The sequence below is a fragment of the Streptomyces sp. NPDC028928 genome, from assembly GCF_055564915.1.
On the sequence record NZ_JBVHVI010000001.1, the window covers coordinates 445,019 to 471,183 of the forward strand.

Here is a 26,165-nt window from a genome sequence, read left to right on the forward strand (position 1 = left end):
CCCGGAGGCCGTGGCGGCGGCCTTTGTTCATGGCCTGGCGCCGCGGAAGCCCTGGGCGCCGCTGTACCGGTGAGAGGCGTCCCGGATCTCGTAGACGAGGGTGAGCGTGGTGACTCGGCCGCCGGCGACGGTGCCGGCGCGGAGGGTCCAGGTGCGGGCCCCGGCGGAGCCGCGGAAGGTGCCCCGCGCGGTGCGGTGGAGGGTGACGGCGGGGATGTCGGCGAAGCCGGTCATGCGGAGCGCGCAGTCCGCGCCGGCGCACGCGGAGCGGAAGGTCAGCCCGTGGTCCCCGCGGTAGAAGCCGGCCAGGAAGTCGAGGTCCTGCTGCAAGGGGTGGGTCTGCGCGGGCGCCTCCGGCCGGAAGGCGGCCCGGCTCGCCCCCTCGTCCAGCACCAGGGTGTAGCGCCCGGCGAACTGGGCCGCGGTCGCCGGTGTGCCCGGGGGGTCCGAGGGGCCGCTCGACTTCAGGGGCCCGGGGGGCGGGAGGCTGCCGGTGGAGGGGAGGGCGCGTGTGCCGGCCGCCGGGTGGTCGCAGACGGCGCGGAACGCGGCGTCCGGGGCGTACCGTTCCCACTCCGCCCGTGTCATGGGACGCCCGGCCGCGGCGCAGACCGCGCCGGGGAGGTCGTCCGGCTCGGCCACCCGCCACACCTCCAGGGTGCGGATGTCGGTGATCGCGGCGAGGGCTTCCCGGCCCGGCAGGAAGGCCAGGGAGCGGACGGCTTCGAACGGGCCGGTGAACGGCACGCCGAGCGGGGTCCGGGTGGTGGTGTCCCAGAGCCGGACGGTGCCGTCGCGGCCGGCGGAGGCGAGGGTGCTGCCGTCGCCGCTGAAGGCTACGGCGGACACCTCGTCGGTGTGGCCCTCCAGCGGCCGGCCGACGGGCCGCCGGCGGGCGGTGTCCCACAGCCGCACGGTGCCGTCGGCGCCGCTCGCGGCGAGCAGGCGGCCGTCGGGGCTGAACGCCACGGAGTCGACCCGGCCGTTCTGCCCCCGCATCGCCTCGCCGAGTGCCTGGCCGTGGCCCAGCTCCCACAGCCGTACGTCCTGCCCCTCTGCCACGGTGGCGAGGGTGCGCAGGTCGGGGCCGAACGTGAGGTGGCCTAGGGATGCCAGCGGGTCTCCTGGGGGCACGTCGGGCGTGAGCGTACGCAGCAGGCGGCCGGTGCGCGCGTCCCAGCGCCGTACGGTGAAGCCCGCCTGGCTCGCTGCGGCGGACAGCGACCGTCCGTCGGCGGACCAGGCGAGTGCCTGAACCGGTCCGGCGTCGGCCAGGGTGGTCAGTTCCCGGCCGCTCGCGGTGTCCCACGTCTGGACGCGGTCCTCGTCGGCCGCCGCCACCGTGTGGCCGTCCGGGCTGAAGGCGAGCGCGCGGGTCCAGTCGCCCAGCCCGCCGAGTGCGGTGTTCCGGCCCGTGGTGACGTCCCAGAGCCTGATGCGCCAGTCGCCGTTGCCGGGGGCGCCCGCGGCGACGTACCGCCCGTCCGGGGAGGCCGCTACGGGCCCGTCCCGGTTGTCGAGTGAGGTCAGCAGCGGATCGCCGACGTTCCACAGCCGTACCTCCGGACCGCTGTCCCCGGCGGTGGCCAGCGCCGTGCCGTCGGGACTGAAGGAGAGGGCGTCGACGCGGCCGCTGTGGCCGCGCAGCGGGCCGCCGAGCAGGCTGCGGCCGGACAGGCTCCGCAGGGTGGCCGTGCCGTCCCCGCAGCCGACCGCGATCGTCGTACCGGCCGGGGCGACGGCGAGGGCGCTCGGCGCGGTGTCCTCGCCGCATCCGGGCCGGTCGCCGATCCACTCCCGGCCGGCCAGGTCCCGGAGCCGGAGGTGTCCCGATGTCCCCGAGGCGATGAGGTACTTGCCGTCGGGTGTGAAGGCGAGCGGCCCGGAGGCGCCGGTGAGGGTGGGGCCGGCCTGGCGCTGGATGGCGGTGTCCCACAGCCGTACGCGCCGTTCGGCGTCGGCGGTGGCGAGCAGCCGGCCGTCGGGGCTGAAGGCGGCGCTGCTCGCCGGGGTGTCCAGCGGGTCGCCGACGGACTTGCCGGAGGCGGTGTCCCACAGCCGCGTGCCGCTGAAGAACGTCCTGCCGCCCGGGCCGAGCACGATCGGGCCGGTGTCGCCGGCCGCGATCGCCGCGGTGGGCCGGGCCCGTGTCCGGCCCCCGCGCAGGTCCCAGATCCGTACGGTGTGGTCGTCGCCCGCGCCGGTCAGGGTGTGGCCGTCCGCACTGAACGCCAGCGCGGTCACGGTGCCGGCGGGGCCGGCGAGCGGTTTGCCGACCGGGCGGTGCGAGGCCGCGTCCCAGAGCCGGACCAAGGAGTCCGTGCCGCCGGTGGCGATCGTCCGGCCGTCGGGGCTGTGGGCGATCGCCGTGACGGCGCCGTGGCCGGTGAGGGTGCCGCGCAGGGGGCCCGCGAGGACGACGCGCAGGCTGTGGCGGGCATCGTCGGTCGGAGCGACCCGCCAGGCCGCGGCCGCGAGCAGCGCCGCCTCGACGGGGTCGGCGGCCTGCGCGCTGCTCTCCGCGAGCCGCCGGGACAGTTCCATGTCGCGTTGGCTGTCGAGCCTGCCGCTCGCCACGAGGGCGAAGACTCCAGCGATCAGTGCCAGGACCACCGCCACCGCCACCGTCGCGGCCAGCGTGCGGCGGCGGCGCACCCGTCGGGTCTCGGCGGCGTAGGACGCGTCCAGGAATTCCCGCTGCCGTCCCTCCGGCGTGGGGAACCTGCCGGGGTCGGCGAGCCACCGCTGTTCCGCCTCGCGTATCGCCGCGAGCAGCGGGCCCTGGTAGAGGTGGGCCGGGGCCTGCCCGTCCTGCGACCATCGTTCGGCGTCCTGGGCGAGGCGGCCGTGCCGTCGCCATTCCTCGATGTCGGTGCTGAGCCAGTCGCGCAACCTGGGCCAGGCGTGGAGCAGCGTCTGATGGGCGGGCTCCGCGTACTCGTTCCCGATCACGACGAGCCGCCGCTCGGCGAACTTCCGCAGTACGGCTGGTGCTTCCTCGGGCAGGTCCCGCAGCGGTACGCGGCGGCTGACGGCGGGCGTGTCCGGGCCGATGAGGGCGAGTCTGCGCAGGGCGTCCGCGGCGACGTCCTGCTCGCGCGGGGTCAGGGCCGCAAACACCCGCTCCGCGCTCGTCTCGACGGCGCCGCGCACTCCGCCCGACAGTTCGTAGGCGCGGTCGGTGAGCCGGTCTCCCTCGCGGCACTCCCAGGTGAGCAGCATCGCCTGGGACAGCAGCGGCAGCGCACCGGCGGTGAATCCGCCGCCGGGAACGAGGAGTTCGGGGGAGCGCAGATCGGCGAGGATCCTTTCGGCGAGCCGCGGGGCGACCGCGAGCCCGGCGGCCTCCGCCTGGTCGGCGATCGCCCGGCGCAGATCCGGCTCCTCCATCGGGCCCAGGATGAACAGGTTCTGCTCCAGGGCCTGCCGCAACACCTCGTAGCGGGAGCAGTTGTCCTGCTGGTCCCCGCGCATGCCGATCACCACCAGCGCCGGTGGCCTGCCGTGTCCTGCGGCCGGGGTTGTGGCGGAGTGCAGGGCGGTGACGAACGCCGCGGCCTGGCGGGTGTCGGGGGTGCCCACCCCGAACAGTTCCTCGAACTGGTCGACCACCAGGACGAGTCGCAGCCCGTCGCCGGGAGCGCCGGCCCGCCGGCGTTCGAGCCGCTCGGAGAGGAGCGCCTGCCGGATGTATCTCCCGGTGCTCTCGGGATCGGCCGTCAGCCGCTCGCGCAGTGTGTGCTGGTCGGCGCCGGGCAGGACGGACGCGAGGTGGAGGGCGAGGGTGCCGAGCGGATCACCGAACTCCCTGGGCGTCATGACGATCTGCGGCCACCGCGTCGTCTCCGGTGGCAGCCCGCCGGACGCCGCCGCCAGAGCGGGCAGCAGCCCTGCCCGCAGCAGCGAGGACTTGCCGACGCCGGAGTCGCCGGTGACCATCACCATGGCGGGGCCGGTGTGGTCGTCGGCGAGCACGCCGGCGGTGAGCGTGACCAGTCGCTCGATCGCCCGCGCCCGACCGTGGAACAGCTCGGCGTCCTCCTCGCGGAACGCCGCCAGGCCACGGTACGGGCAGTCCCCCACCCAGCGGGGCCGGGGCGCCGGGGTCCGTGTCTGCGGCGGGCCGCCGCGGAGGGCGGCTATGCCGTCCCCCACCCTGTGGGTGGCGGCCTCCTGCCGGCGCATCGCGTCCATGATCCGGTCGTGTTGCGCGGTGTGCAGGTCGGCGCTGCTGCGCAGGCCGTCCAGGGCGGTACCGATGTCTACGAACAGGAAGCGGAACTCCCCGAAGTGTGCGGCGAGTTCGGCGAGGCCGGCGATCAGTTCGCCGCCTGCTCCCCGCCCGTCCCCAAAATCGCCGCGGAGGAGTTCACCGAGGGCTCCGCTGTCCCGCAGTAGCCGGGCGACGGCCGCGCGCAGGACCGCCGCACGGTCGCCGCCCTCGTCGAGCACCTCCTCGATCCGCCGCTGGAGTTCCGCCTCGGCCTCCTCGGGTGAGGCATCGGGCCGCAGGTGGTCCACGGCGGAGGTGACGAAGTCGGTGAGGACGTTGCCGCCGACCGAGCTGAGTACGCCGATGCTCGTCGGCAGGAGTGCCCCGTCGGGCCCCAGCAGCGCGCCGAACGCCCCGGCCGCCAGGGCGGCCAGCAGCAGGCGCGGGGTCCAGCGCCGCACCCCCGGCACGGACGCCTCCGCGTACCGGCCGAGCCTGCCGCGCATCCCGGCCAGCATCCGTCGGCGGCGCTCGTCCTGCCCGCCGCCCGGCTCTTCCTCGCTCACCGCTCGGACCTGTCAGCTGAACGGTTCGTCGGGACGCGCCGCCTGGTGCGGGCCGGGGCGGAAGCCGGACGGGGCGGTGGCGGGCAGGCGTGCGTATCCCTGCGCCACCCACTCGCACTCGACGGAGAGATGCGGCATGTTGTCGTTCAGGCACAGCGCCGTTCCCTCCGTCACGGTCACGGTGCAGGTCACGGTCCGGGACGCCTCGGACCACACGTCATGGGGACAGAGGCTGAGCCGTACCCCTTCATTCGAGACCACCAGGGCCGGATGCCGCTCCCGCACCTTCGCGGTGAGCTTGACCGCGGTGCCACGGGGGACGACGAACCGGCAGGAGACGGCGGTGCTGGGCTGCGTCTTGCCCCTTTCACGGATGTCCGGGCAGAACTTCTGGCCGGGGATGTCGGAGCCGATCCCGGCACTCCACGCGGAGGTCATCAGCACCACCAGGGGCACTCCGTCGGCACGGGAGCGGGAGGACGCGGACGCCGAAGGGCCCGGGGCAGCGTCGTCGTGGTCCTGGCCGGACGACGCGCATCCGGCTGCCAGGAGCAGGGCCACGGGCAGAAGGCGTCGGGCGAGGCGGCCGGTCATGGCGTCTCCGTCCTGCGGTAGGCGTTGCATTCCCGCGCGGATTTCTGCTCGAACTTGTCTCCGGTGGACACACAGACGGTCGCTTTCCCCGCCGATCCGAAGACCGCACAGGTGATCGCGTCACCGTGCCCCAAGCCGCTGTTGCAGCCCTCGTAGTCGATGTACACGTAGGAGAATCCGGGCTTCCGGGCGGGGTGCGCGTACGGATCGCCTTCCCGCGGGGGCTGGGCGCGCAGGTAATAGATCTTTCCCGGCTTGACGGCGATTTCGCACTTCTTTCCGAGAACGCCGTCGTTACCGCAGGATCCCTTGAAATTGCCGAACAGATCGATCTTCCATTTCGTTTTGAAGATCACGGTCAGCGTTCCGGTTCCGTCGGCCGGCGCCGGCGCGGCCTTCTTCCCACAGGCCTGGCGCGCCACGTCGGCGGGCCCGGTGGTGGTCACGCAGATGATGGCGTCGTGGTCCTGGCGGACCGTGCAGCCGGAGGCCCCGGGGCCCTCCCGGCATCCCCAGTAGGCCAGCCGAACCCCGTCCGGCAGCGTGTCACGCGCGGTGACGACGACCTTCCTGACCTCGCTGTTCTTCTCCACCCGGAGACTCGACCGGCACACGGTCGACTTCACCTCGCATGCCCCGTCCGGCTCCCCCGGCAGGTCCAGTGCGGCCAGCCGGCTGTCCGCGACGAGCTCGAGCCGGACCGAGTCCGCCGCACCGCCGGGCCGCAGGAGCAGATAGGCCGAGCCCGCGGCGACGATCAGCAAGGCGACAGCAACGACCGCCGCCCTGACGCCAAGGCGCTGCATCACGTTCTCCCCCCGATCCGAACCGGCGCACTGCCGTTTCGGCTTCCCCCTGCCACATCGATCGGGCAGCCACGATCAGCAGCAGATTAGCGAAGGGGCGCGTTGTCCGATAGCGAGTCCACGGAAATGCATATATGCACGGGGTACGTGATCGGAATTCCCACGCAATACAGAGAATGTGCGTGTCGGTGGAGGAGGTGTGGAGGCAGCAGCGGCCACCGGGCGGGCCGGGCTCACCTTCTGGGGCGTCGGGCTGGCGTACGCCCAGGCGTGTCGCCCACCGTACGGAAGGTATGAGGCTCAGAATGGCGCCGCTGACACCGGTACGACACAGCAGGAGCGAGCGTGGCGCAGGGCACCGTCAAGTGGTTCAACGCCGACAAGGGCTTCGGGTTCATCGAGCAGGACAGCGGTCCCGATCTCTTCGTGCACTACTCCGAGATCAAGGCCGCTGGTTTCCGCAGCCTGGAGGAGGGCCAGCGGGTCGAGTACGAGGTCACCGAAGGCCACAAGGGCCCGCAGGCCAGCGCCGTCAGCCTGCTCTGACACCGGTGGTGATCAGCCTGGCTGCGGGTGCCCGAAGAGCAGGTCGTAGCCAGGCGGGAGCTGGAGCAGGATGCGGTTCATCAGGTCCTCACCCGCGATGTCGGCCACGACGCTGAGTACGGCGCTGACGTCCCAGGTGGCGGTCTTCTCCGTCGCGCCCTCGATCCAGGCCGCGGTGGCCCGGATGAACCGCTCGGGCGGCAGTGGTTCGTGTGCCTGGAGCGGGTTGAGCAGGACGAGCGCGAGCGTTTCGGGGAGCCGGGCGGCCAGCTCGGCGCGTACATCTCCCACCAGATGAGCGCCCAGCAGGGCCAGGACGACTCGGGTGGCGCGTTCCGCCTCCTCCTGCGAAGCGTATTCACCGCGGTCCTGGACTGCGGCGATCAAGGCGTCCCAGTGCATGATCACCTCGGTTCACCCCCTGCCCTCGTGGTGTCACCGAAGCCGACAAGTCATTGCGATCTGGTCATTTGTGATAATTGAATAGGTCATGAGCAGGGTAAATGTCAAGCTGACGAGAAAGATGCGGTAGCGCCGGACGGATGTGCGGAGGCATGCCGTCATGGACTGGTTCTCGGACCCTGACTACTGGCTGGGCAGGATGCTCTTCCAGCGCGGAATCGCCGTGCTGTACTGCGTCGCCTTCCTCAGTTCCGCCCTCCAGTTCCGCGGCCTGATCGGGGAACGGGGCCTGCTGCCGGTACCTCGCTTCACAGCCCAGGTGCCCTTCCGGCGGGCCCCGAGCCTCTTCCAGCTGCACTACTCCGACCGGTTCTTCGCCACTGTGGCCTGGACGGGCGCCGCGGTGTCCGCCGCTGCGGCGGCGGGGGTGCCGGACCTGATGCCGTTGTGGGCGGCGATGCCGGTGTGGGCGGCCCTGTGGGTGTTGTACCTGTCCATCGTCAACGTCGGGCAGACCTGGTACGGGTTCATGTGGGAGTCGCTGCTGCTGGAGGCGGGCTTCCTCGCGGTCTTCCTCGGCAACGACGACATCGCGCCGCCCGTGCTGGTGCGATGGCTGCTGATCTGGCTGCTGTTCCGGCTGGAGTTCGGCGCCGGGCTGATCAAACTGCGCGGCGACCGCTGCTGGCGCGACCTGACGTGCCTGTACTACCACCACGAGACCCAGCCGATGCCCGGCCCGCTCAGCTGGTTCTTCCACCACCTGCCCAAGCCCGTGCACCGCGCCGAGGTGGCGGCCAACCATGTCGCGCAACTCCTCGTGCCGTTCGCGCTCTTCACCCCGCAGCCGGTGGCGAGCGTCGCCGCCGGACTGGTGATCGTCACGCAGCTGTGGCTGATCGCGTCCGGCAACTTCGCCTGGCTGAACTGGCTGACGATCATGCTGGCGACGTCCGCGATCGGCGGCTCGCAGGTCACCCACGCGCTGGGGCTGCCGCCCGCGCCGCGTTTCGGCGCCGCACCGGCGTGGTTCGAGGGGATCGTGACGACGGTCACCGCGCTGGTCGCGGTGCTCAGCTACTGGCCGGTCCGGAACCTGCTCTCCCGCAGCCAGGTCATGAACGCCTCCTTCACTCCGCTGCACCTGGTCAACACCTACGGCGCGTTCGGCAGCGTGGGTCGCATCCGGTACGAGCTGATCGTCGAGGGCACCGACGAACCGGAGATCACCGACGGCACGGTGTGGAAGGCGTACGCCTTCAAGGGCAAGCCGGGCGACACGCGGCGCCTGCCGCCCCAGGTGGCCCCGTACCACCTCAGGCTGGACTGGCTGATGTGGTTCGCCGCGATCTCCCCTCTGTACGCGAGGGGCTGGCTCCCCGCCCTGCTCGTCGCCCTCCTGGAGAACAACCCGGCCGTCCTGCGGCTGCTGCGCCACAACCCCTTCCCGGGCCCGCCACCCGCCTTCGTCCGGATCTGCCTGTACGAGTTCCGGTTCACCAGCCGGCCGGAACTGCGCGCCACCGGAGCCTGGTGGAGCCGGACCTTCCTCGGCGAGTTGGTCCCACCCGTGGCAAAACGCGAGGAGCTGCCCCTGCACTGACGCAGCGGCGGGGTTGTACCGCGAGCCGTGACCGGTGTGAGCTGCGGCATTGCCCACGGGAACGGCGAGCCCGCACGATGGGCGGACTGTCGGACGTCAAGGGAAGCGGTTCCTCATGGGTGATCATGTGCATGTGCGACTCAGCCAGGGGCTGAGCGTGTCGGAAGAAGGGGAACTGGTCGAGCACTCGCGCTGCCGCTGCGGTGCCACCTTCACGAAGGTGTTCGACGCCGACGGCGGGGAGCCGGAGTACCCGAGCGGGTCCTGACCGGCGCGCCCGGCGCGCCGTCGGCGTGCCCCAGCCTCCGCCCCCGCTGCGCTGCGGAGACCCGACCTCACTCGGATGGCCGAACCGTCGGCAGACCGCCTCCGTGCCGGTGACAGCGCGCGGCAGGCCGGGCTCCAGCACCGTCACCGCCCTTGGCGAGCGCGCTCCCGGCGGGTGATCTTGGCGCGGGCCTCGCAGGATGATCCCGGCTGAACGCCGCCCGATCTCCGCATGCAGGGAGCAACCCCCCCATGGCGATGACGCAGACCTTGATACCGGCGCTTGAGGATGCCCACCAGGCCCATGCCGCGGCACGCGACCGGCTACGGGCGGATGCGGCCCTCGCGCCGCCCGGCCCCCACCGGCAGATGCTGGAGCACGAGGCCGACGACATGCAGGACCGCGTGCAGCGCATCGAACGCCATGTCCGCGGCCTGCGTCCCCGCGGACTGCTCGGTGGCGCGACCGACATGGCGCGGTTCGCCGCCCGCACCACCTGGAGAACGGCCACGCTCCCGCTCACCATCGGGCAGAAGGCCGTGACCGGGTTGGTGCGTGGCCGTGGGCCGGCCGACGAGCGGCAGGTGCTGAGGAACATCGAGGACGAGTACGCCGTCGCGGCCCGGGCCCTGGCCAGCACCCGGGCCGGCGAGGTTCTCGCCGACCAGGCCGAGGACCGCACCAGCCGCGACCTGCTCCGGGACATGCACCGCGAGGACCAGGAGCTGCTGGCCCTGCTCGAGGACAGCCTCACCCGGCAGGCCCGGACCGTGGCCGCAGCGAGTGACGGCCTCAAGGTGGAACAGACGGCGCAGGGCGGCCTCGCCGACACGGCCACCCGGCCGCTGCGGGCCGTCGTCACCTGGGTGCGCGAGGCAGTCCGCCCCGCACAGGGCCCCGGCGACGGCGGGGAGCCGGTGGCGGAGAAACACGAGGTGTCTGCCGCGGCCGAGCAGATCCAGGGAGCGGTCAGCAGCGAGGAGAGCCTGCCCATCATCGGCTTCAGCCAGCTCGGCGTCGAGGAGATCGAGCGCCGCCTCCCCGCCCTGTCCGAGTCCGACCTGCACGTTCTCGACGGATACGAGCGCACGCACGCGCGCCGCAAGGCCGTCCTGGAGGCTATCGAGCGGCTGAGCGCCAGCCGGACCTGACCGTTCCCGGAGCCCCACACGACGGGGACTCGGCACCCTGGTACGACCGGCAGGGGGCCGGCTGACCGATCCGTACTACTGCACCCCACAGGGAGATCATCGCGATGGATCTGCCTGTCTCGCGGTGCGGCGTCGCAGAAGGGCGGCGAGTCCGTGCGGGTCGCGGACGGACAGTGCCAGGCGCGCGTACGGGCTCGGTGGGTGACGGAGTTCCACCACCAGGGCGGGCTCCCCCGCCACCAGCGCGACGAAGTCCCGGCCGTCGGCGTGCACCAGCTCTCCGGCGCACCACCGCCCTGGACGGAAACGGTAGTGCCGGCCCGGCGTACCGATCCGCAGCGCCCGCCACCACGACGGCTCGACCCGGATCTCCGACACGAGCCGCAGCGGCATCCTCACGGCGCACTGCCGTGCGGCTGCGGCCAAGCGCCACGGCAGGCGGACGAGGAGCTGATCACCGTCGACCCGAGCCCGTACCAGCACGGCAACCGCCTCCCTGGTGGAGCCTCCTTGCCTCGTTATATAGGAGTGTCCGCTCAGCCGGCGTCGCGGGCCGTCTCCGCGTGACGCAGGAAGCTGGAGTACACGCCCGCGTAGCCGAGGGTGAGTGTCTCCCGGTCGACCCGCACGGCACGGTCCTGCAGCGGTCGTACGACATCGTCGGCGGCGTCCATCAGCGGGAACAGGGCGCAGCCGTGCTCCCAGCCCATCAGGTCCGCGACCGCGACGAACGCCTCCAGCGGGCAGTTGCCGACACCGGCGCCCTGGCCCGCGAGGGAGGCGTCGACCCGGGTGACGCCGTTCTCGACGGCGACGACGGAGTTGGCGACGCCCAGGCCGAGGTTGTGGTGGGCGTGGATGCCCAGCTCCGTCGCCGGGTCGAGGACATCCCGGTAGGCGCGCACGCGGTCGCGGACGCCGTCCATGGTGAGCCGGCCGCCGGAGTCGGTGACGTACACGCACTGGGCGCCGTAGGACTCCATCAGCTTGGCCTGGCGGGCCAGTTCGGCCGGTCCGGCCATGTGCGACATCATCAGGAACCCGGCCACGTCCATGCCCAGGTCGCGGGCGGCAAAGATGTGCTGGGCGGAGATGTCGGCCTCGGTGCAGTGGGTGGCGACGCGGACCGAGCGGATACCGAGGGCCCGGGCGCGGCGCAGGTCGTGCAGGGTGCCGATGCCGGGCAGGAGCAGCGTGGTGGGAACCGCGCGGGTCACGGCGTCGCAGACGGCCTCGATCCACTCCCAGTCGGTGTGCGCGCCGACGCCGTAGGTGATGCTGGAGCCGGACAGGCCGTCGCCGTGGGCGATCTCGATCGCGGTGGCCCCGGCGGCGTCGAGGGCGCCGGCGATGGTGCGGGCCTGCTCGACGGTGTAGCGGTGGCGGACGGCGTGCATGCCGTCCCTCAGGGTCACGTCCTGGACGTACAGGGAGGTCATCGCGGTGCCACCTCCGTGGCGCGGCGGGTGGCCGGGTGCCTCACAGACAGGGGGAGAAGTGCGGGCGGTCCGGTGCGCCTCGGCCTGCTCGAGCGTGACGGCGACGGCTACCAGATCCGGGTGCGGCCTGTCAGTCGTCCGGGATGCCGGGACCGCTGAGGGCGGGCACGGTGTCCTCGGGGTAAGCCAGGGAGCGGGCGCCGGCGCGGAACTGGGCGAGTCTGTCGACAATGGTCTGGCCGACGGGGAGGTGGCCCCAGACGCTGATGCCCTGGTGGGTGGCGGGTTCCCAGGTCGTCTCGTCGATGATGATCGGGTTCCAGCCGACCTCCCGGCCGCCTCCGCCGCGGAGGCCGCCCGGGCTCTGGATGAGCTGCGAGCCGACGGAGTCACCCTCCTCGCCAACAACCGCGGTGCCTGTCTGGGCGGCGCCGGCCAGGACGCCCTCTGGCACGCACTGAACGACCGCGGCGCCGTGGTCTTCGTCCACCCGGCCGAACTGCCCGCGCCCCCGGTCGACGGCATCCCCGCGTTCGCCGCCGACTTCCTCCTCGACACCGCCCGGGCCGCCTACCTCCTCGTCCGCAACGGCATCCTCCGCCGCTACCCGGACATCCGCTTCATCCTCAGCCACGCCGGCGGATTCGTTCCCTACGCCTCCCACCGCATGGCCGTCACCCTTGCGAACGACACCGGCCGCAGTCCCCTGGACGTGCTGGACGACCTCCGCTCCTTCTGCTTCGACACCGCCCTGTCCTCCAGCCCCGCGGCCCTGCCCACCCTGTTCGCCCTCGCCCGTCCGGGACACGTCCTGTTCGCCACCACTCCCCCACCGCCGGCCCCGGCCGTCCCGGCCCCCGTACGCCTGCGCCGTACCGCCCGACGCACGGCCGCACGGCTGGTCTTCAAGCTCGTACAGCCCAGCACCGACTGACACGGGCCACTATGTGGAGGTGCGGCACGGGAGCCGGCGGCTGCCTGCCGGCACCGGGAGGGTAGGTCACCAGCGTCCGCTTGACCCGCCGGAAGCGCCCTCTCAGGCGAAAAACGCCGGGAGACGCATTCGAACAGCCTCCGCGTGCAACGAATGAATGTGCCCACGGCATACGCCGTGGCGAAGCAATCATCGAAGGAGGTGGCGGTCATGGCTGAGAGGCCCGACGAGACCCCCGAGGAAGAGCCGACCCGTTCGGCGGAACGGTCGTCCGACAAGACCAAGGAGGACCCCAAGAGGAAGGGTCAGTCCCGCAAGTCCGGTGACGACGAGGATCCGCCGCAGTCGCGTGGTGCGACCATCTCAGACCGTGCGCTGAAGACGGACATCGCGGCGGTTCAGTGGTAGCCGACGCTGCTGACCTGCGGTGCGCCGACGAGGCACACCGCAGGCCCCGCCCGCAGAACGCGCCCGCTGTCGTCGACTGCCCGCCCCTCGACGGCTTCGACGTACTGAACAAGGTCGCCGCCATGCCGATCAGCACCTGGCGTTACCGCAACGACCCGGAACAGGTCCGTCATCTGGGTCCCATGGCACAGGACTGGTGGGAGGCCTTCGGTCTCGGCGGTGACGACAGGACCATCAGCATGGTCGACATGAACGGCGTCGCCATGGTCTGCATCCAGGCCCTCCACCGACTCCTGGACGAATGCCGCCAGGAGGTCCAGGAGCTGCGCGAGCAGGTGGCCCGTCTGACCGCCGACGCCGCGACGGGCCGGTGACCGCAGGCCGCACCAGCCGCACCAGCCGTTCCGCCACGACCGTGGGGAATACGAACCAGTGACCATCCATGTCTTCGTCGGGCCCACCCTCCCCGCCGGCCTCGTCCACGACCGGCTTCCCACCGCTGTGGTCCACGCGCCCGCCCGCCACGGTGATCTGATCCGTCTCGATCCGGGAGACGGCGACATCGCCGTGGTCATCGACGGCCTGTACCACCACAGTCTGCCGTTGCGGCACAAGGAGATCCTGTGGGCCCTCACCAGAGGGACCGTCGTCATCGGCGCCGCCAGTATCGGAGCCCTGCGCGCCGCCGAACTCGACGCCTACGGCATGGTCGGTGTCGGTGAGATCTACCGCCAGTACCGGGACGGTGTCATCGACTCGGACGCCGACGTGGCGGTCGCCCACGTGGACGAGCCTCCGTACCGGGCCCTGACCCTGGCGCTGGTGGATCTCCGGCACCAACTGGCCCTGCTCACGGACGGTGGCGTGCTGACCGCCGACACGGCGGGCCGCATCATGGCCGTGGCGACGGCGCTTCCGTACACCTCCCGTTCGTGGAACGCCATCCGGCATCATCTCGTCCGGGCCGGGACGCATGTCTCGCATCACGTCGAGACCGCGGTCCGTGCCGTCCGGGAGGACCCGCTCCGGCACAGCCTGAAAGCGCGCGACGCGCTCCTCGCGCTCGATCACGCGCAGGCGCTCACCGCCGGCGCGCCCGCACCCGCCGGGCAGGAGTGGGCCGGGGGGTCCGGGTGGGTCACCACCTTCCTGGACGAAGCCGTCGTGGAGCACCTGCCGCTCGAACCGACAGGCGCCTCACCGCGCACGCTCGGCGAGGCGCTGCACGACCAACGCCTCCACGACCCGGAGTTTCCCGAGCGCTGGTCCGCCTACGTACTGGCGTGGATCGGTTCGCAGCACGGTGCCCCTCCGCCGGACCGGCTCGGCCCGGAGCCGAAGCGGGAGTGGCTGACCAGCGAGGAAGCGCGGATGTGGCAGGAGGACCGGGCGGTGCGCGCGGCCCTCGTCAGGTCCGCGAGGCCACCGCTCGCCCGCGCCGCGGAAGCCGACCGGCTCCGCGCGCTGCTCCGGCAACACCCTGAAGGCACCCACGCCGGCGAGCCGGCGCCTCCCGGGGCGGCCGGTGACGTCAGGAAGTGGAAGCGGAGTGAGCTTCGCGCCTACTTGAGCCGTGTCTGGAACGTGCCCGAGGAACCGGGGGCGTTGCTGGCGTGCGCCCGCGACCGGGGTTACGCCAGTGTCCTCGACGCCGTGGAGGCGGCACGGGCGGTGCTGGCACGGCGAGGGCGGCCGGACGACGCCGGAGGAGTCCGCCCATGCTGACGGTTCCTCCGGCACGGGCGGCCCTGTCCGGCAAGGTGTTCACCGACGGTACGCACCGTGTGCGGGCACCGCGGGAGACCTGGGACCTGGTGCGGCCGCTCCTGCCCGAGTACGGCATCACCCGTGTCGCCGACGTCACGGGACTGGACACCGTGGGCCTGCCCGTCGCCATGGCCGTACGGCCGCTGTCGCGGACCCTCGCCGTCTCGCAGGGCAAGGGACAGTCCCTTCTGCTGGCGAAACTGTCCGCCGTCATGGAGAGCATCGAGCTGTGGCACGCCGAGCGGGTCGTGTCCGAGCCCGACCTCGAGCGCACTGCCGCGCACGATCTCGGCCTGCCCTACGACTTCCTGGACCTCGACCACCAGCCGGGCAGCATGGTGGGCCCCGGCCAGGAGATCTCCTGGGTCCGGGGAGCCGATGTGCTCAACGGGCGGCCGGTGCCCGTCCCCCTCGACAGCGTTCGCCTCACCCTGGAATCGGCCCGGCCGTGGCAGCCGCCCGGACTACAGGCATCGAGCAACGGTCTGGCGTCGGGCAACTCCCGGGACGAGGCACTGCTGCACGCCCTGTACGAGGTCGTGGAGAGGGACAGCCTCACTCTGCTCGACAACACCGGTCACGACTGCCGCGTCCCGGTCGACTGCGAAACCGTCCTGGACGGCACGAGCGCACCCCTGGTCCGCCTCTTCCGTGAGGCCCGGGCCTACCTGGAGATCGCCCTGGTACCCAACCGGTGGCAGGTGCCCTGCTTCGTGTCCTACGTGTGGAGCGAGGACTTCCCGGTCTGGTCGGCCGGCTCCGGCGCTCACTCCTCACCGGACGTCGCGCTGTCCCGGGCCGTCACCGAAGCCGCCCAGAGCCGGCTCACCGCGATCACCGGAACCAGGGACGACCTCCCCGCCCTGTATCCCGACGGACCGCACGAGCCGCCGCGACGACCGCCTGACCTCGTCACCTACGACACCGCGGTGGCCCCGTACCGCGAGGCCTTCGACGATGTGTCCGCGGAACTCGCCTGGCTTTCCCAGCACATCGCCCGCACCACCGGTTGCGCCCCGATCGCCGTCGACCTCGCCGACCGCGAGGAACTGGCCGTGGTCAAGGTCCTCTGCCCCGGACTCCGCTTCCACGCCCGCCACGAGGTCCCGCGACCGTCCTACGCGCCCTGACCCCGCCCCCACCCGGCCCGCATTCCACGCGGGCGCCCACCGTCCATCCCCGCACAGCAGGAGGAGACCATGGCCAAGGGCCTGTCCATCCACATCGGCCTCAACGAGATCGACGAAGACAAGTACGGCACCAAGGGCGCGCTCAAGAACCCCGAGAACGATGCCGTCACCATGACCAACCTCGCCAAGACGGCGGGCTTCGACGTGCTCGGCACCCTGCTCACCAAGGAAGCCACCAGCGGCAACGTCACGCAGGCGCTGAAGGACGCCGCCTCCCGCCTCACCGCCGGAGACATGCTCCTGCTCACGTACGCGGGCCACGGCTCGCAGGTGCCCGACAAGAACAGTGACGAGCCCGACCGGATGGACGAGACCTGGGTGCTCTACGACCGTCAGCTGATCGACGACGAACTGCACGCGCTGTTCGCCACGTTCGCCCAGGACGTACGGATCGTCATGCTGTCCGACAGCTGCCACAGCGGCACCGTGGCCCGTGACCTGTCACTCTTCCTCAACGGACCGGAACTGCAACGCACCTTCGACACCGCCGAACCGGCCGAGGTCCGGGCCAGGGTCAGGGTCCTCCCCCAGGACGCGCAGTTCCGCAACTACCAGCGGGACCAGGAGCTGTACGACTCCATCCAGCGCGACCTGCCCTCCCTCGACCAGCAGGAGGTCAAGGCGGACGTGCTGCTGGTCTCCGGGTGCCAGGACAACCAGACCTCCAGCGACGGCTCAGGTCCCAACGGGCTGTTCACCGAAACGCTTCTCAAGACCTGGCGGAACGGCGCCTTCCAGGGGACCTACTCCAGCCTGCACCGGCAGATCGTGGAGAAGATGCCCTTCTACCAGACGCCCAACATGTTCCAGTCGGGCAAGTCCAGCCCGGCCTTCCTCGCCCAGGCGCCGTTCTCCGTCTGACACGCCTGTCGCCCGGCAGTCGTCTCCGAGCGCTCCCTCGGTGGTTGTTCAGCGAGGGAGCGCTCACCCACGGGTCAGCCCGCCTTCTTCGCGTTCCCGCCGCCGCTGCCGGTGGCCTGCGTGGCGGTGCCCGCCAGGCTCTGGAGCCCCTCGAGCGCCTTGGTGAGCGCGTTGAGGGTTTCCTGGAGCTGGGCCACCTGGGCGGGCAGGCCGGCCAGTGCCGTCGCCGCCTCGACCGCCGGGCCCGCCCCGCCGGCGGTACCGGAAGCCGCGGCCAGCAGGCCGGTCAGCCCGGCGAGAGGAGTGGCCGCACCGCTCGCCGCGCCCAGGGATCCCAACTGGCCCGCCAGTCCGGTGAGGCCGGACAGCGTCTTTCCTCCGTCCTTGAGCAGCCGGGTGGCTTCTTCCTCTCCCAGGCTGTGCAGCGCGGCGAGCCGGCCGAGCAGTTGCAGGGACTCCGCGGGCAGGTTGGCCACGGCCTGCAGGCGCAGCTGTCGTGCGAGCGAGTCCGCCCCCGAGGTCGGGGACGAGCCGGAGGGGCGGTCGAGGATGTCGTCGAATGCCTTCTTCGCGTCGTCGGCGAGGTCGCCGATCAGGGTACGGAAGGTGTCCGTCATCGGGGTTCTCCTTAACACGGTGCGGGGGGACGGCTCAGGTGTTCCAGGTGCGGTGGACGACTGCGGTGGCGGCCTCGGCGAGGGCCGTGGTGTGGGGCGAGTCGGGCAGGTGCGGCTCCAGATCGGCCCATGCCTGACCGAGCAGGCGAACCGCTTCCTCCTCGCAGACGCGCACCGCCCCGCTGTCCTCGATGGTCCGTGCGGCACGCCGGACGGCCCCCGCGTCCGGACGCGTGCGCAAGGACTGCCACAGGTCGGTCGCCTCCCTGAGCGGGAGCAGGGTGACGGCGTGCGCCAGCGGGAAGCCGACCTTGGCGTTGCACAGGTCCTCCGCGGCGCGTTTCGTGGCCTTCTCCCGATGGATCACGCCCCGCAGGTCGCCGACGTCGTCCATGATCTGGTAGGCGAGCCCGAGCACCTCCCCGAAGTCCCCCAGCGCGGCCCGCTGTTCGGGCTCGGCCCGTCCGACCAGGGAGCCGATCTCGCACAGGGCCCGCACCTGCGCACCTGTTTTCAGCCGGTGGGTGAGCGCGAGCATCCGCAGCAGCGGCCCGGCGTCCCGCGTGACCAGCGCCAGCTCCAGCTCCTCCGCATGGCCCTGGATGTCCAGGGCCTGGCCGGCGTGCGTGGCGCGCAGGCCCGCCAGGTAGGTCTCGTACACCGCCAGGCGGAGCGCCGGGTCCTCGGGGAGGGTGCGCCGGATGGCACGGTCGAGGCTGAAGTAGGCCGCGGTGCCGGCGTTGATGGCCGTACTCTCGCCGAAGAGCGTGTGGACGGCCGGGCCTCCGCGCCGTACCGGTGAGGCGTCCTCGACGTCGTCCACCATGAGGGAGCCGGCGTGCCCCACTTCGCACGCGGCGAGCAACTCGGCGTACGGGCGGGGGTTGACGCCGAAGATCTCCAGGACTCGGGCCATCAGATGGGCGCGCCAGCGTTTGCCGCCGGCGTCGAGCAGATGACGCACCGGAGCGACGAGGGCCGCGTGGAGGCGCCGGTCGCGCCGGCCGTCGCCGGCGTCCTCCGGGCCCTCCCGGCCTTCCCGACCCATCAGTTCAGCGCCCAGCGTGTCCGTGGGTGCCGACGGGCAGATGCGGGCGAGACCCTCGTCCAGCGCCGCCGCGACCCGCGTGATGTCGCAGCCGGACATCGGATCGAGGGACGTACGCGGGTGCACCACGGCTCTCGCGGCGACGCCTCCGGGACCGGGCAGCGATGACAGTTCGTCGGGCATTGAATTCGCTCGCTCCGTTAAGAGTGCAATGGCTAGATTAAAGGTAGCGAATACCGGCAAGTGACACGAATCAGCGAGCGCATTCCCATTTCCCTCTCATAGGATTATCCATTCCGTTTGCCCTCGCAGGAGTTGGCCGATACATTCCGTGCCTCCGAAATGACTACCACTGGAAGGACGGCCTCTGATGCCACCGCGCAATGTCGTCGAAGAGTTCATCGACAACGTGGTGGACGACTACAAGAAGGCATTCGACGACCTTCTCGGCCGACAGGCCGGTGAGGAGAACCGCGCCGCCTGGGTCCTCGCCGCACCGGCGCTCGCCCTGGCCACGCTCTTCCCGGAAACACTTCGGCGGATGAACGGCGTGAGCAACGCGCCCACGGACACATCGCCCGCATCCGACGGCCCGGCGCACCGTGGGTGAGAGGAACCGATGCTGAGCCAGGCGGGCGGGCGGCTGCTCACCGTGGCACGCGTGCTGAGCGAGCTGGCCGTACAGCAGACGGGGCGCTCAGCCGTCCGACCACGTCACGACAACGCGGAGCCCCACGCCTTCACCGACAGCGATGACCGCGCCGCTTCCGCTGGAGCCGCCCGCCGGGCCCGAGCCGCACGCAGCGCACTCGAACGGCTGGGCCCCCTCTACATCAAGCTGGGCCAGGTGCTGGCCACCCGGCCGGACATGGTTCCGGCCGACGTCCGCGCGGAGTTCCAGAAGCTGAACGACCAGGTGCCCGCCGAGCCGTTCGCCACTTTCGTGCCCGTACTGGAGGCGAACTTCGGGCCCCGCTGGGAGCGGATGTTCGATGACGTCGACGTCACCCGGCCACTGGGCGCCGCCTCCCTCGCCCAGGTGCACCGGGTGACACTCCGCGGCGGCACGCCCGGGGTCGTGAAGATCCAGCGGCCCGGGATCCGCGGGGTCGTCCAGGCCGACATGGCGCTGCTGCGCCGTGCCGCCTGGCTGACGGCACGCGGCGCGCCACGGTTCAACGCGGTGGTCGACGTGGAGTCCATCCTCGCCAACGTCTTCGACGCGATGGAGGCGGAACTGGACTTCACCAAGGAGGCCGCCAACATGGAGCGGGCCCGGGCCTCGGTGAGCCGGTTCACCCATCTCGACATCCCTGAGGTCGTCGCCGCCGCGCCGGGCGTCCTGGTGCAGTCCCTGGCCCCCGGCGGCTCGGTGGCACGCGTCGACCGGGGGGAAGTCAGTCCGGAACACCGCGAGGCCGTCGCCCGCGACCTGGCCGCGTTCATGGGGCGCGGCTACTTCATCGACCGCTTCTTCCACGCCGATCCGCACCCCGGGAATGTCTTCGTCACGCCCGACGCGCCGGCGACCCTGCTGGACTGGGGCATGATCGGACGCCTCGACCAGCAGACCAGCATCCGCATGCTGCTGCTGTTGATGGCGGTGAGCCAGAACGACGGCCACGGCCTGGCCAAGGTGTGGGCCGAGATGGGCCGCAGCACCCCGTGGGCGAATCTGCCGGCCTTCTGTGCCGACATGGCCGCACTGGTGCCGAAGCTCGCCACGGCGTCGATGGCCGAGCTGAACTTCGGGGTGGCGTTCAGCGCCGTACTGGAGAAGGCGGCCCGCCGCGGCATCGCCTCCGCCCCGACCGTCGGCCTGGTGGGCAAGTCGCTGGTCAATCTGGAGGGGAGCGTGCGGCTGCTGGCACCGCACCTGACCTTCTCCGACCTGTTCGAGTCCGAGGTCCACGGCATCGTCCTGCACGTCCTGCGCGAAATGATCTCCCCACAGCACACGGCCCGGCGAGCCCTGGAGTCCCTCCTGGCCTACAGCATGGCCGGGGAACAACTCCGCGCGGACCGCACCACCCACACCGACCGTCCGCACTTTCCCTCGCCCGGCCCCGCGCACAGCGGCTGTTGCCCACCGAACCGCCCCTCCGGCGCAGGCCGAAGCGCCCTCCTGGCCTGCGGAGCGCTCGCGCTGTGGGCAGCCCACCGTCATGCGACGAGAGCACGGTGACGTTTCGCGGTGCCGCTGTTCGGTGTCGCTGTTGGTGCCGCTGTTGTGCCGCTGTTCGGTGTCGTTCCGCGGTTTGTTCCGCAAGCGTGACGTCTCATGAGAGGCATGGACAGGACCATGGACATCACCCGCATCCTCAAGGAACTCCTCGGCGCCGTGGCGGACGATTCCAAGAAGGCGTTGGACGAACTGCTGGACCGTCCCGCTGACGCGTTCGGGCGGAGCGCGGGGAGCCCAGCCGCACCGCCGGCACAGTGGTCCCTGCTGCCCCCGGCCACGACAGCCGATGACAGCGCCGCCCTCACCGAGAGCCTGGTGGCGCTGCCGCGCCTGCTGCACCAGCTCACCGAGGTCACCGGCCAACTCGCCCAGACCGTGCGGCAGCTGCCGTCCCTGCTGGACGCGCACGGGATCCTTCCGGCCGGTGAGGCGGTGACGGCGGGTGCGGAGAAAGCGGCAGAGGCCGGGGCGGGCAAGGCCGTGGGAGCGGCCGGGGCGGCGACGGCAACCGCTCAGCAGGCACTGTCCCCAACGGCACCGAAGCCCAAGCTGATCGGCTGGTGACCCTCTCTTGACTCTACATACGGTCGACCGCATGCTTTAATCATGACTGCGACATCCTTCACCGAGGAGACCGACCCCTTCTGCCTGGCCGCCGTCGACGCCGCGGCGATGCTGTTCGACGCCCCCTGGCAGCGCTACGCCGTGATCGGGGACAGCCTCTCCGCGGGGACGGGAGACACGAGCATCGGCTACGGGAACCAGGGCTGGTCCGATCGATTCGCGCACGTCCTGCGGCAGGTGAGGCCTGACCTGGCCTACCTGAACACGGCAGTGATCGGTGCGACGACGGTCGACACCCTCGCCCACCAGATCGCCGGGATGCGGGACTTCGCCCCGGACCTGCTGCACATCCCGTGCGGCGCCAACGACCTCCTGCGCCGCTCACCGGACTTCGTGGAGATCGAGCGGAACATGCGCACGATGTACGACCTGTCGGCCGGGACGGGCGCGCAGCTCACGACGTTCACCCTGGGGCGCTCCTACGTCGTGCCGGTCTTCCCCGACTGGACGGAACGCGTGCTCACCCTCAACGACCTCACACGCACCCTTGCCTGCGAGTACGACGCCGTCGTCGTCGACATGTGGGATCACCCCGTCAACTCCCGGGAGAACCTGCTGAGCGCGGACCGCATCCACTTCTCCACGGCGGGCCAGGCCGTCATGGCGAGCGAGATGGTCAGGGCGCTGGCCGCCACCCTGGCCCGCCGCACACGCTGAACACCGCGCCACCCCCCACAAGGGGTACGATCGACCGTATGGACACTGGAGCGCGCACGTTCGCCAGGCGGACGGACACGGTGTCGATCACTGACAAACGCCTGCTCAAAGGGGCGCGAGCGCGGGAGACCGCGCTGCGGCGCGCCGTCGACATCGCCTCCCTCGACGGACTGGACGACGTCAGCTTCGGCCGTCTCGCGACCGATACGGGCATGAGCAAGGCGGGCATCCAGACCCTGTTCAGGTCCAAGGAAGTGCTCCAGCTCGCGACCATCGACTACGCGCGCGACATGTTCATCGACGCGGTCGTCCGCCCGGCGAGGGACGCGGCTCCCGGAGTCGACCGGCTGCGCTCTCTGGTCGAGCACTGGATCGCGTACGCCACCACCCCGCTGTTCGAGGGCGGCTGCTTCCGCGTCGCGAACATCGCCCGTTTCGACAGCAAGCCGGGGACGATCCGCGACGCCCTCCTGCGCGATCAGCAGGAATGGCTCGACACCATCGGGAAGGAACTGCGGAACGCCGTCGGATCCCACGAGATTGCGGAACTCGACATCGACCTCGCGGTCTTTCAGATCGATTCCGTGCTCTGCGCGGCCAACACGGCCTTGCGCCTGGGAGACGAAGACGTCGTCGGCAAGGTTCGCCGCACCGTGGAAAACCTCCTGAAAGCGGCCTGCTGACCGTCGTCACGCCTTCCTCGGCGGCGCCTTCGGCAGGAGGAACACCAGCAGGGCCGCGAGTGCCGCGATGGCGAAGGCGGTCGCCCTGAGATCGGTCTGGACGGCCGGGCACGGCCACGACGACGATGAACGAGTCCAGGGTCGCCATGAACATACCGATCATGACGGTCGCGTACGCTCCCTCGCCACCGCAGCGGACCGCGACAGGTCACCCGTCGGCCGCGTACCGTCGCACTCACCGTGCAAGCGCTGGGAGTTGGCGAGAGCGGCTGCCGGGCCAAGTGGTTGAAGAGCGGAGCACATGACGGAGCGCACGATCCACCTCGATCCCGATCCGCGTGACTGGCGTTGCCGGAAGATCCAGGTCCGGGCCTACCGCTGGTACGCCACGGTGTCTCTCGACCGCGACGGATACCTCAGCGCTGCGGCCTCACGGGGACACGACGGCGAGCTGCCCGCCGCCTACACGGAAGCCGTCGACAAGGCGCGTGAAGCCTGCATGGACCGCATTTCGTACGACGGCTATCCGGGCCGCTTCTTCTGGAGCAGCGGCCCGTCCTGGATCCCGCTGTTCGCTCCGTTCCCGCATGTCGATGCCACGGTCGAAGCGCTGCGTGCCGCCGAACTCGCCCATGACTACACAGGACTTCACACCCTCGCCGAACGACTGGCGCTCCCCGTCGATGACTGGCTGGCTCCCGGTGAGCGCGAACTCGTACGCGGTGTCGACTTCGTCTCGCCACCCGCCGCGTTCTTGCGGTTCCTGCGCGGCAAGGCCAAGGAGCACGGGCTGCGCCTCAACGGTCGAGCGACAGCCGGGAGCGTGTGGGTCCGTCCGACGCTGCCACCCGCCGAGAAGCAGAAACGGGAAGGCGATCCGGAACGGTATCGGGGGTGGGTGGATCGCTGGACCGGGCACACCGAGCCGGACGGCGCTCCCGGAAGACCCTGGGTAGGCGGCAGAGACCACGATCTCAGTCACGGCGCGGAACCCGTCCGGTTCCGTGCCGTCGAGGCACCGAGCGGCGGCGACTGCCCCTGCGGCATGGACTCGCGCAACCGCGGGGAGGATGGCAACCGGCACGCCGCACACCACGTGGCGTGGGCGCTCGGCGTCCGCGTCCCCAAGAACCTCCAATGGTGGGGCAGCCTGGCCGTCGTGACGACCCAGTCGCCCATCGCGTGGCGGAAGCTGGTCTCGCGAGTAGCCAGGATGCCGCAGAGAGAGAACCACTACGACTTCAGCTCGTGGTCCCACCTCGATGCGCCTGAGGTCACTCCGGACAACGTGCGGGCGTACCTCTTGAAGGCGCACGAGCGCGTCATCGGCTACCTGGCCGCCCATGACCACAGCCGGCACGCCCGCTGGGATCTGGTCCAAGGGTCCCGGTACGGCGACCAGGACGACACCCTGCGCCCGAGCATCGACCTGATCTGGATAGCGGACACATACCGCCGCCGGGGTACAGGGGCCCGCCTCGTGCAGGCACTCGCCGACGACTTCGGTTGTCAGGTCGCTGATGTGTCCTGGTCGACGCCGATCAGTGACGCGGGCCGGCGTCTCGCACGGCGACTCTCACCACAGGGCGTTTGGGTCAGCTGAACCGACGGCCGCTCGCGGGCTACCGGCACCGCCGCGACGGGGAACGTCACGCAGCGGCGAAAGCCAGAGGTGTTCGGCTTCGACTACGACGTCATCGCCGTGGCGGTGGGTAAGTCCCCGGTGACGGCGCGCCAGGTGGCGCACTTCGCCCGCGAGCACGTACGGACTCGGCATAGGCGCTTCGAGCCCGTCGACGTCGCGAAGGCCGCGCGGGTCACCGAGCAGTTCATGACCGCCGCGACGACCGGCGACTTGGAGGGGCTGCTCTCGCTGCTCGCGCCGGACGCCACCTGGACCGCGGACAGCGGGGGCAGGACCACCGCGGCGCGTCGGCCGGTGGTGGGGGCGGAGAAGGTGGCCGCGGTCCTCGTGACCGTCTTCCGCACGGCACGGCTGGCGGACCCGCGGAACAAGGTGGTCAACTGGAACAACATGCCCGCGATGGTGGTCTACAGCGGCGACCGTCCGGCAGGCGTCTTCCTGGTCGAGATCGGCGACGGGAAGGTCACCGGCGTCTACGCCATCCGTAACCCGGACAAGCTTGCCGCCGTGTCGGTTCCGCGTCGGATCAGCCGGTAGGCCGGCTCCGCGTCAGGTCGGCTCCGAGGCCTTTCGGGGGCCGGTAGTCCGCCCCCAGCCCCATGCGGGTCACCAGTTCCAGCATCAGCATCTCGAACATCGGCTCCTGATCGGTGATCAACGGGGTCAGATGCTCGAAGACCTCCAGTGCCACCTGTCCGTGCAGGGAGCGCCAGCACGACAGCATGACGAGCAGTGCGCCGAGGGGGATCTCCACGCCCGTGGCGGCGCGGTAGTCGGCGATCTGCCGGCGCACCCGTGGGTCGAGGTCCTCGTCGGCCAGGATCGGATAGGGGCGGGCCGCCCACAGCCGCATGTGCTCGGCACCCCAGACGGCGGCGAGTTCCCGGACCCACTCGGCGGTCACATCGGTGTGGGTCACACCGGCGGCCACGGTGGGCGTGCCGAACAGCAGACGGAACTCCTGGCGATGCGCCAGGGCCCAGCGACGGAACACCCGGGACGGGGCGATCAGGCGGGCCGCGAAGTCCGTTTCGCGCTCCCCTTCGATCGATGCCCGCAACTGGTCCGTCAGCTCCGCGACGATGTCCCGGGCCGTGTGCCGCACGATGTCCCCGAGATCGTCGAAGTGCCGGTACAGAGCCGCCGGGGTCACCCCGACCCGGCGGGCGATGCCGGCGAGTGTCAACGCCTCCACACCCTGCCGGGTGATGACCTCCCGCGCCGCCGCACGGACGTCCCTCGACATCTGCCGGCGCAGCCGTTCGCGGCGGGTGGGGGCAGGCATCGGGCCGTCCTCCTCCGTCGCCTGCTCGTGCAGAACGACGAACACGTTGACGGTCCGCACGTCGCCACCACCGGTGATGTACTGCGTGCCACCGTGGAGCGCCGCGTTGCTCTGACCCGGCACCGCGGCCGCCGTTCCGGGGCTCTCGTGCCCTGCCTCGTCGCTCACCACGGGCCCCGGCCTTCCCGGCCGACGTTGACGTCCCCGCTCAGGGTGATGTGCTGCGTCCCGCCGTCGCGGGCGGTGTTGTGCTGTACGCAGGTCACCCGGGACCGGGTCCGGTGCCGGGGCCCTGCCTCCCGTCCCGACTCGGCCCGCTCCGACTCCCTCCGCTCCGACTCCCCCCGCTCCGACTCCCCCCGCTCCCGGGCGGGCTCTCCTCGGCCGAGCAGGGCCGCGAACCGCAGTTGCGCACACCGCCAGACATCTGCCGCCATGGCCCCCACCATCGCCGTTCCGCCGGCCACCGCCAGCCCCCACAACGCTTCCGATAGCACCGTTCCTCCTGTCTCCCCCGCGGCACCGCGTTGTGCCGGCACACAAGCAACGTTCGGCAGCGTCACCAAGTAATGGGCCATTACTTTGCTTGTGGTCGTTGCTCGAGGTGTGAGGAGTGCGCGTGGCGGCTCGGCGTACGCCGGCGTCTTGCGGGGCGTACGGGTCTCAACCCCGC

The 26,165-nt window shown here is 71.3% G+C and carries 27 protein-coding genes and 1 pseudogene; 17 read left to right on the forward strand and 11 right to left on the reverse strand.

Features of this window, described 5'->3' with window-relative positions; all coding sequences use genetic code 11:
- Positions 1-27: 27 nt before the first annotated feature.
- The 3 genes from ACZ4U1_RS01970 to ACZ4U1_RS01980 are packed head-to-tail and all read right to left on the reverse strand — an operon-like array spanning position 28 to position 6,179.
- Positions 28-4,779: an nSTAND1 domain-containing NTPase gene (locus ACZ4U1_RS01970; protein ID WP_467898409.1), complete on the reverse strand. Its 4,752-nt coding sequence runs from the start codon at positions 4,777-4,779 to the stop codon at positions 28-30.
- A 12-nt stretch (positions 4,780-4,791) separates the two neighbouring features.
- Positions 4,792-5,373 carry a hypothetical protein gene (locus tag ACZ4U1_RS01975; RefSeq protein ID WP_467898411.1) on the reverse strand — a complete coding sequence of 194 codons (582 nt, stop codon included), beginning with the start codon at positions 5,371-5,373 and terminating at the stop codon, positions 4,792-4,794.
- Positions 5,370-6,179 carry a hypothetical protein gene (locus tag ACZ4U1_RS01980; protein ID WP_467898414.1) on the reverse strand — a complete coding sequence of 270 codons (810 nt, stop codon included), beginning with the start codon at positions 6,177-6,179 and terminating at the stop codon, positions 5,370-5,372. The genes ACZ4U1_RS01975 and ACZ4U1_RS01980 overlap by 4 nt, the downstream gene beginning before the upstream one ends.
- Positions 6,180-6,524: 345 nt before the next feature.
- Between ACZ4U1_RS01980 and ACZ4U1_RS01985 the strand changes: the two genes are divergently transcribed.
- Positions 6,525-6,725, forward strand: a complete 201-nt coding sequence (locus ACZ4U1_RS01985; protein ID WP_467898416.1) for a cold-shock protein — start codon at positions 6,525-6,527, stop codon at positions 6,723-6,725.
- 12 nt (positions 6,726-6,737) lie between these two features.
- Here the strand turns inward: ACZ4U1_RS01985 and ACZ4U1_RS01990 are convergent, their stop codons facing one another.
- Positions 6,738-7,127, reverse strand: a complete 390-nt coding sequence (locus ACZ4U1_RS01990) for a DUF2267 domain-containing protein (protein WP_467898419.1) — start codon at positions 7,125-7,127, stop codon at positions 6,738-6,740.
- Positions 7,128-7,287: 160 nt separating this feature from the next.
- Between ACZ4U1_RS01990 and ACZ4U1_RS01995 the strand changes: the two genes are divergently transcribed.
- The 3 genes from ACZ4U1_RS01995 (at position 7,288) to ACZ4U1_RS02005 (ending at position 10,149) form a co-directional block, all read left to right on the forward strand.
- Positions 7,288-8,730 carry a lipase maturation factor family protein gene (locus ACZ4U1_RS01995; RefSeq protein ID WP_467898422.1) on the forward strand — a complete coding sequence of 481 codons (1,443 nt, stop codon included), beginning with the start codon at positions 7,288-7,290 and terminating at the stop codon, positions 8,728-8,730.
- Positions 8,731-8,863: 133 nt separating this feature from the next.
- Positions 8,864-8,998, forward strand: coding sequence for a hypothetical protein (locus ACZ4U1_RS02000; RefSeq protein ID WP_467898425.1), 135 nt, complete (start codon positions 8,864-8,866; stop codon positions 8,996-8,998).
- Positions 8,999-9,249: 251 nt separating this feature from the next.
- Positions 9,250-10,149, forward strand: coding sequence for a hypothetical protein (locus tag ACZ4U1_RS02005; protein ID WP_467898428.1), 900 nt, complete (start codon positions 9,250-9,252; stop codon positions 10,147-10,149).
- Between the two features lie 96 nt (positions 10,150-10,245).
- Here ACZ4U1_RS02005 and ACZ4U1_RS02010 read toward each other — a convergent pair whose 3' ends face one another.
- From ACZ4U1_RS02010 to ACZ4U1_RS02020, 3 genes and pseudogenes are all read right to left on the reverse strand, one after another.
- Positions 10,246-10,632 carry a hypothetical protein gene (locus ACZ4U1_RS02010; protein ID WP_467898430.1) on the reverse strand — a complete coding sequence of 129 codons (387 nt, stop codon included), beginning with the start codon at positions 10,630-10,632 and terminating at the stop codon, positions 10,246-10,248.
- Positions 10,633-10,685: 53 nt separating this feature from the next.
- Positions 10,686-11,588, reverse strand: coding sequence for a 4-hydroxy-2-oxovalerate aldolase (gene dmpG, locus ACZ4U1_RS02015; RefSeq protein ID WP_467898432.1), 903 nt, complete (start codon positions 11,586-11,588; stop codon positions 10,686-10,688).
- 130 nt (positions 11,589-11,718) lie between these two features.
- Positions 11,719-11,919, reverse strand: a pseudogene (locus tag ACZ4U1_RS02020) (VOC family protein); the annotation flags it as partial.
- Here ACZ4U1_RS02020 and ACZ4U1_RS02025 point away from each other — a divergent pair.
- The 6 genes from ACZ4U1_RS02025 to ACZ4U1_RS02050 all read left to right on the forward strand — a co-directional run bounded on the left by ACZ4U1_RS02025 (position 11,863) and on the right by ACZ4U1_RS02050 (position 16,748).
- Positions 11,863-12,522, forward strand: coding sequence for an amidohydrolase family protein (locus tag ACZ4U1_RS02025; protein WP_467898433.1), 660 nt, complete (start codon positions 11,863-11,865; stop codon positions 12,520-12,522). The pseudogene ACZ4U1_RS02020 and the gene ACZ4U1_RS02025 overlap by 57 nt on opposite strands.
- A 210-nt stretch (positions 12,523-12,732) precedes the next feature.
- A complete protein-coding gene (locus ACZ4U1_RS02030) occupies positions 12,733-12,930 on the forward strand; it encodes a hypothetical protein (RefSeq protein ID WP_467898435.1) in 198 nt (65 codons plus the stop codon).
- Positions 12,924-13,304 (forward strand): tail fiber domain-containing protein, encoded by a 381-nt coding sequence (locus ACZ4U1_RS02035; protein ID WP_467898437.1) that lies wholly within the window; start codon positions 12,924-12,926, stop codon positions 13,302-13,304. The genes ACZ4U1_RS02030 and ACZ4U1_RS02035 overlap by 7 nt, the downstream gene beginning before the upstream one ends.
- Positions 13,305-13,362: 58 nt before the next feature.
- Positions 13,363-14,655 carry a TfuA-like protein gene (locus ACZ4U1_RS02040; RefSeq protein ID WP_467898439.1) on the forward strand — a complete coding sequence of 431 codons (1,293 nt, stop codon included), beginning with the start codon at positions 13,363-13,365 and terminating at the stop codon, positions 14,653-14,655.
- Entirely contained in the window at positions 14,649-15,827 is a 1,179-nt protein-coding gene (locus ACZ4U1_RS02045; RefSeq protein ID WP_467898441.1) for a YcaO-like family protein, read from the forward strand. Before ACZ4U1_RS02040 ends, ACZ4U1_RS02045 begins: the two co-directional genes overlap by 7 nt.
- 69 nt (positions 15,828-15,896) lie before the next feature.
- Positions 15,897-16,748, forward strand: a complete 852-nt coding sequence (locus ACZ4U1_RS02050) for a caspase family protein (protein ID WP_467898443.1) — start codon at positions 15,897-15,899, stop codon at positions 16,746-16,748.
- A gap of 74 nt (positions 16,749-16,822) precedes the next feature.
- Here the strand turns inward: ACZ4U1_RS02050 and ACZ4U1_RS02055 are convergent, their stop codons facing one another.
- The gene (locus ACZ4U1_RS02055; protein WP_467898444.1) at positions 16,823-17,365 is read right to left on the reverse strand and encodes a hypothetical protein; all 543 of its coding nucleotides are present in this window, start codon (positions 17,363-17,365) and stop codon (positions 16,823-16,825) included.
- A 34-nt stretch (positions 17,366-17,399) separates the two neighbouring features.
- Entirely contained in the window at positions 17,400-18,596 is a 1,197-nt protein-coding gene (locus ACZ4U1_RS02060) for a polyprenyl synthetase family protein (protein WP_467898446.1), read from the reverse strand.
- Between the two features lie 187 nt (positions 18,597-18,783).
- Here ACZ4U1_RS02060 and ACZ4U1_RS02065 point away from each other — a divergent pair, with 187 nt between their 5' ends.
- The 7 genes from ACZ4U1_RS02065 (at position 18,784) to ACZ4U1_RS02095 (ending at position 24,744) form a co-directional block, all read left to right on the forward strand.
- Positions 18,784-19,023, forward strand: a complete 240-nt coding sequence (locus tag ACZ4U1_RS02065) for a hypothetical protein (protein ID WP_467898447.1) — start codon at positions 18,784-18,786, stop codon at positions 19,021-19,023.
- Between the two features lie 9 nt (positions 19,024-19,032).
- Positions 19,033-20,598: an ABC1 kinase family protein gene (locus ACZ4U1_RS02070; protein ID WP_467898449.1), complete on the forward strand. Its 1,566-nt coding sequence runs from the start codon at positions 19,033-19,035 to the stop codon at positions 20,596-20,598.
- A gap of 105 nt (positions 20,599-20,703) precedes the next feature.
- The gene (locus ACZ4U1_RS02075; protein ID WP_467898452.1) at positions 20,704-21,162 is read left to right on the forward strand and encodes a hypothetical protein; all 459 of its coding nucleotides are present in this window, start codon (positions 20,704-20,706) and stop codon (positions 21,160-21,162) included.
- 42 nt (positions 21,163-21,204) lie between these two features.
- Positions 21,205-21,879 carry an SGNH/GDSL hydrolase family protein gene (locus ACZ4U1_RS02080; protein WP_467898454.1) on the forward strand — a complete coding sequence of 225 codons (675 nt, stop codon included), beginning with the start codon at positions 21,205-21,207 and terminating at the stop codon, positions 21,877-21,879.
- 38 nt (positions 21,880-21,917) lie between these two features.
- Positions 21,918-22,562, forward strand: a complete 645-nt coding sequence (locus tag ACZ4U1_RS02085) for a TetR/AcrR family transcriptional regulator (protein ID WP_467898457.1) — start codon at positions 21,918-21,920, stop codon at positions 22,560-22,562.
- Positions 22,563-22,863: 301 nt separating this feature from the next.
- Positions 22,864-24,165 carry a GNAT family N-acetyltransferase gene (locus tag ACZ4U1_RS02090; RefSeq protein WP_467898460.1) on the forward strand — a complete coding sequence of 434 codons (1,302 nt, stop codon included), beginning with the start codon at positions 22,864-22,866 and terminating at the stop codon, positions 24,163-24,165.
- Between the two features lie 69 nt (positions 24,166-24,234).
- A complete protein-coding gene (locus tag ACZ4U1_RS02095) occupies positions 24,235-24,744 on the forward strand; it encodes a nuclear transport factor 2 family protein (RefSeq protein WP_467898462.1) in 510 nt (169 codons plus the stop codon).
- Here the strand turns inward: ACZ4U1_RS02095 and ACZ4U1_RS02100 are convergent.
- Both ACZ4U1_RS02100 and ACZ4U1_RS02105 read right to left on the reverse strand, forming a co-directional pair.
- Positions 24,734-25,660, reverse strand: coding sequence for a TetR/AcrR family transcriptional regulator (locus ACZ4U1_RS02100; protein WP_467898465.1), 927 nt, complete (start codon positions 25,658-25,660; stop codon positions 24,734-24,736). The genes ACZ4U1_RS02095 and ACZ4U1_RS02100 overlap by 11 nt on opposite strands.
- Positions 25,657-25,929, reverse strand: a complete 273-nt coding sequence (locus tag ACZ4U1_RS02105; protein WP_467898468.1) for a hypothetical protein — start codon at positions 25,927-25,929, stop codon at positions 25,657-25,659. The genes ACZ4U1_RS02100 and ACZ4U1_RS02105 overlap by 4 nt, the downstream gene beginning before the upstream one ends.
- Positions 25,930-26,165: the final 236 nt, after the last annotated feature.

What these genes read in the sequence shown, in the direction of transcription:
- ACZ4U1_RS02030 (WP_467898435.1), top strand. Translation starts at nt 12,733, where the DNA reads ATGGCTGAGAGGCCCGACGAGACCCCCGAGGAAGAGCCGACCCGTTCG.
- ACZ4U1_RS02080 (WP_467898454.1), top strand. Translation starts at nt 21,205, where the DNA reads ATGACTGCGACATCCTTCACCGAGGAGACCGACCCCTTCTGCCTGGCC.
- ACZ4U1_RS02090 (WP_467898460.1), top strand. Translation starts at nt 22,864, where the DNA reads ATGACGGAGCGCACGATCCACCTCGATCCCGATCCGCGTGACTGGCGT.
- ACZ4U1_RS02005 (WP_467898428.1), top strand. Translation starts at nt 9,250, where the DNA reads ATGGCGATGACGCAGACCTTGATACCGGCGCTTGAGGATGCCCACCAG.
- ACZ4U1_RS01975 (WP_467898411.1), bottom strand. Translation starts at nt 5,373, where the DNA reads ATGACCGGCCGCCTCGCCCGACGCCTTCTGCCCGTGGCCCTGCTCCTG.
- ACZ4U1_RS02055 (WP_467898444.1), bottom strand. Translation starts at nt 17,365, where the DNA reads ATGACGGACACCTTCCGTACCCTGATCGGCGACCTCGCCGACGACGCG.
- ACZ4U1_RS01990 (WP_467898419.1), bottom strand. Translation starts at nt 7,127, where the DNA reads ATGCACTGGGACGCCTTGATCGCCGCAGTCCAGGACCGCGGTGAATAC.
- ACZ4U1_RS02045 (WP_467898441.1), top strand. Translation starts at nt 14,649, where the DNA reads ATGCTGACGGTTCCTCCGGCACGGGCGGCCCTGTCCGGCAAGGTGTTC.
- ACZ4U1_RS02065 (WP_467898447.1), top strand. Translation starts at nt 18,784, where the DNA reads ATGCCACCGCGCAATGTCGTCGAAGAGTTCATCGACAACGTGGTGGAC.
- ACZ4U1_RS02050 (WP_467898443.1), top strand. Translation starts at nt 15,897, where the DNA reads ATGGCCAAGGGCCTGTCCATCCACATCGGCCTCAACGAGATCGACGAA.
- ACZ4U1_RS02105 (WP_467898468.1), bottom strand. Translation starts at nt 25,929, where the DNA reads ATGGCGGCAGATGTCTGGCGGTGTGCGCAACTGCGGTTCGCGGCCCTG.
- ACZ4U1_RS01980 (WP_467898414.1), bottom strand. Translation starts at nt 6,179, where the DNA reads ATGCAGCGCCTTGGCGTCAGGGCGGCGGTCGTTGCTGTCGCCTTGCTG.
- ACZ4U1_RS02075 (WP_467898452.1), top strand. Translation starts at nt 20,704, where the DNA reads ATGGACAGGACCATGGACATCACCCGCATCCTCAAGGAACTCCTCGGC.
- ACZ4U1_RS01995 (WP_467898422.1), top strand. Translation starts at nt 7,288, where the DNA reads ATGGACTGGTTCTCGGACCCTGACTACTGGCTGGGCAGGATGCTCTTC.
- dmpG (WP_467898432.1), bottom strand. Translation starts at nt 11,588, where the DNA reads ATGACCTCCCTGTACGTCCAGGACGTGACCCTGAGGGACGGCATGCAC.
- ACZ4U1_RS02085 (WP_467898457.1), top strand. Translation starts at nt 21,918, where the DNA reads ATGGACACTGGAGCGCGCACGTTCGCCAGGCGGACGGACACGGTGTCG.
- ACZ4U1_RS02060 (WP_467898446.1), bottom strand. Translation starts at nt 18,596, where the DNA reads ATGCCCGACGAACTGTCATCGCTGCCCGGTCCCGGAGGCGTCGCCGCG.
- ACZ4U1_RS02070 (WP_467898449.1), top strand. Translation starts at nt 19,033, where the DNA reads ATGCTGAGCCAGGCGGGCGGGCGGCTGCTCACCGTGGCACGCGTGCTG.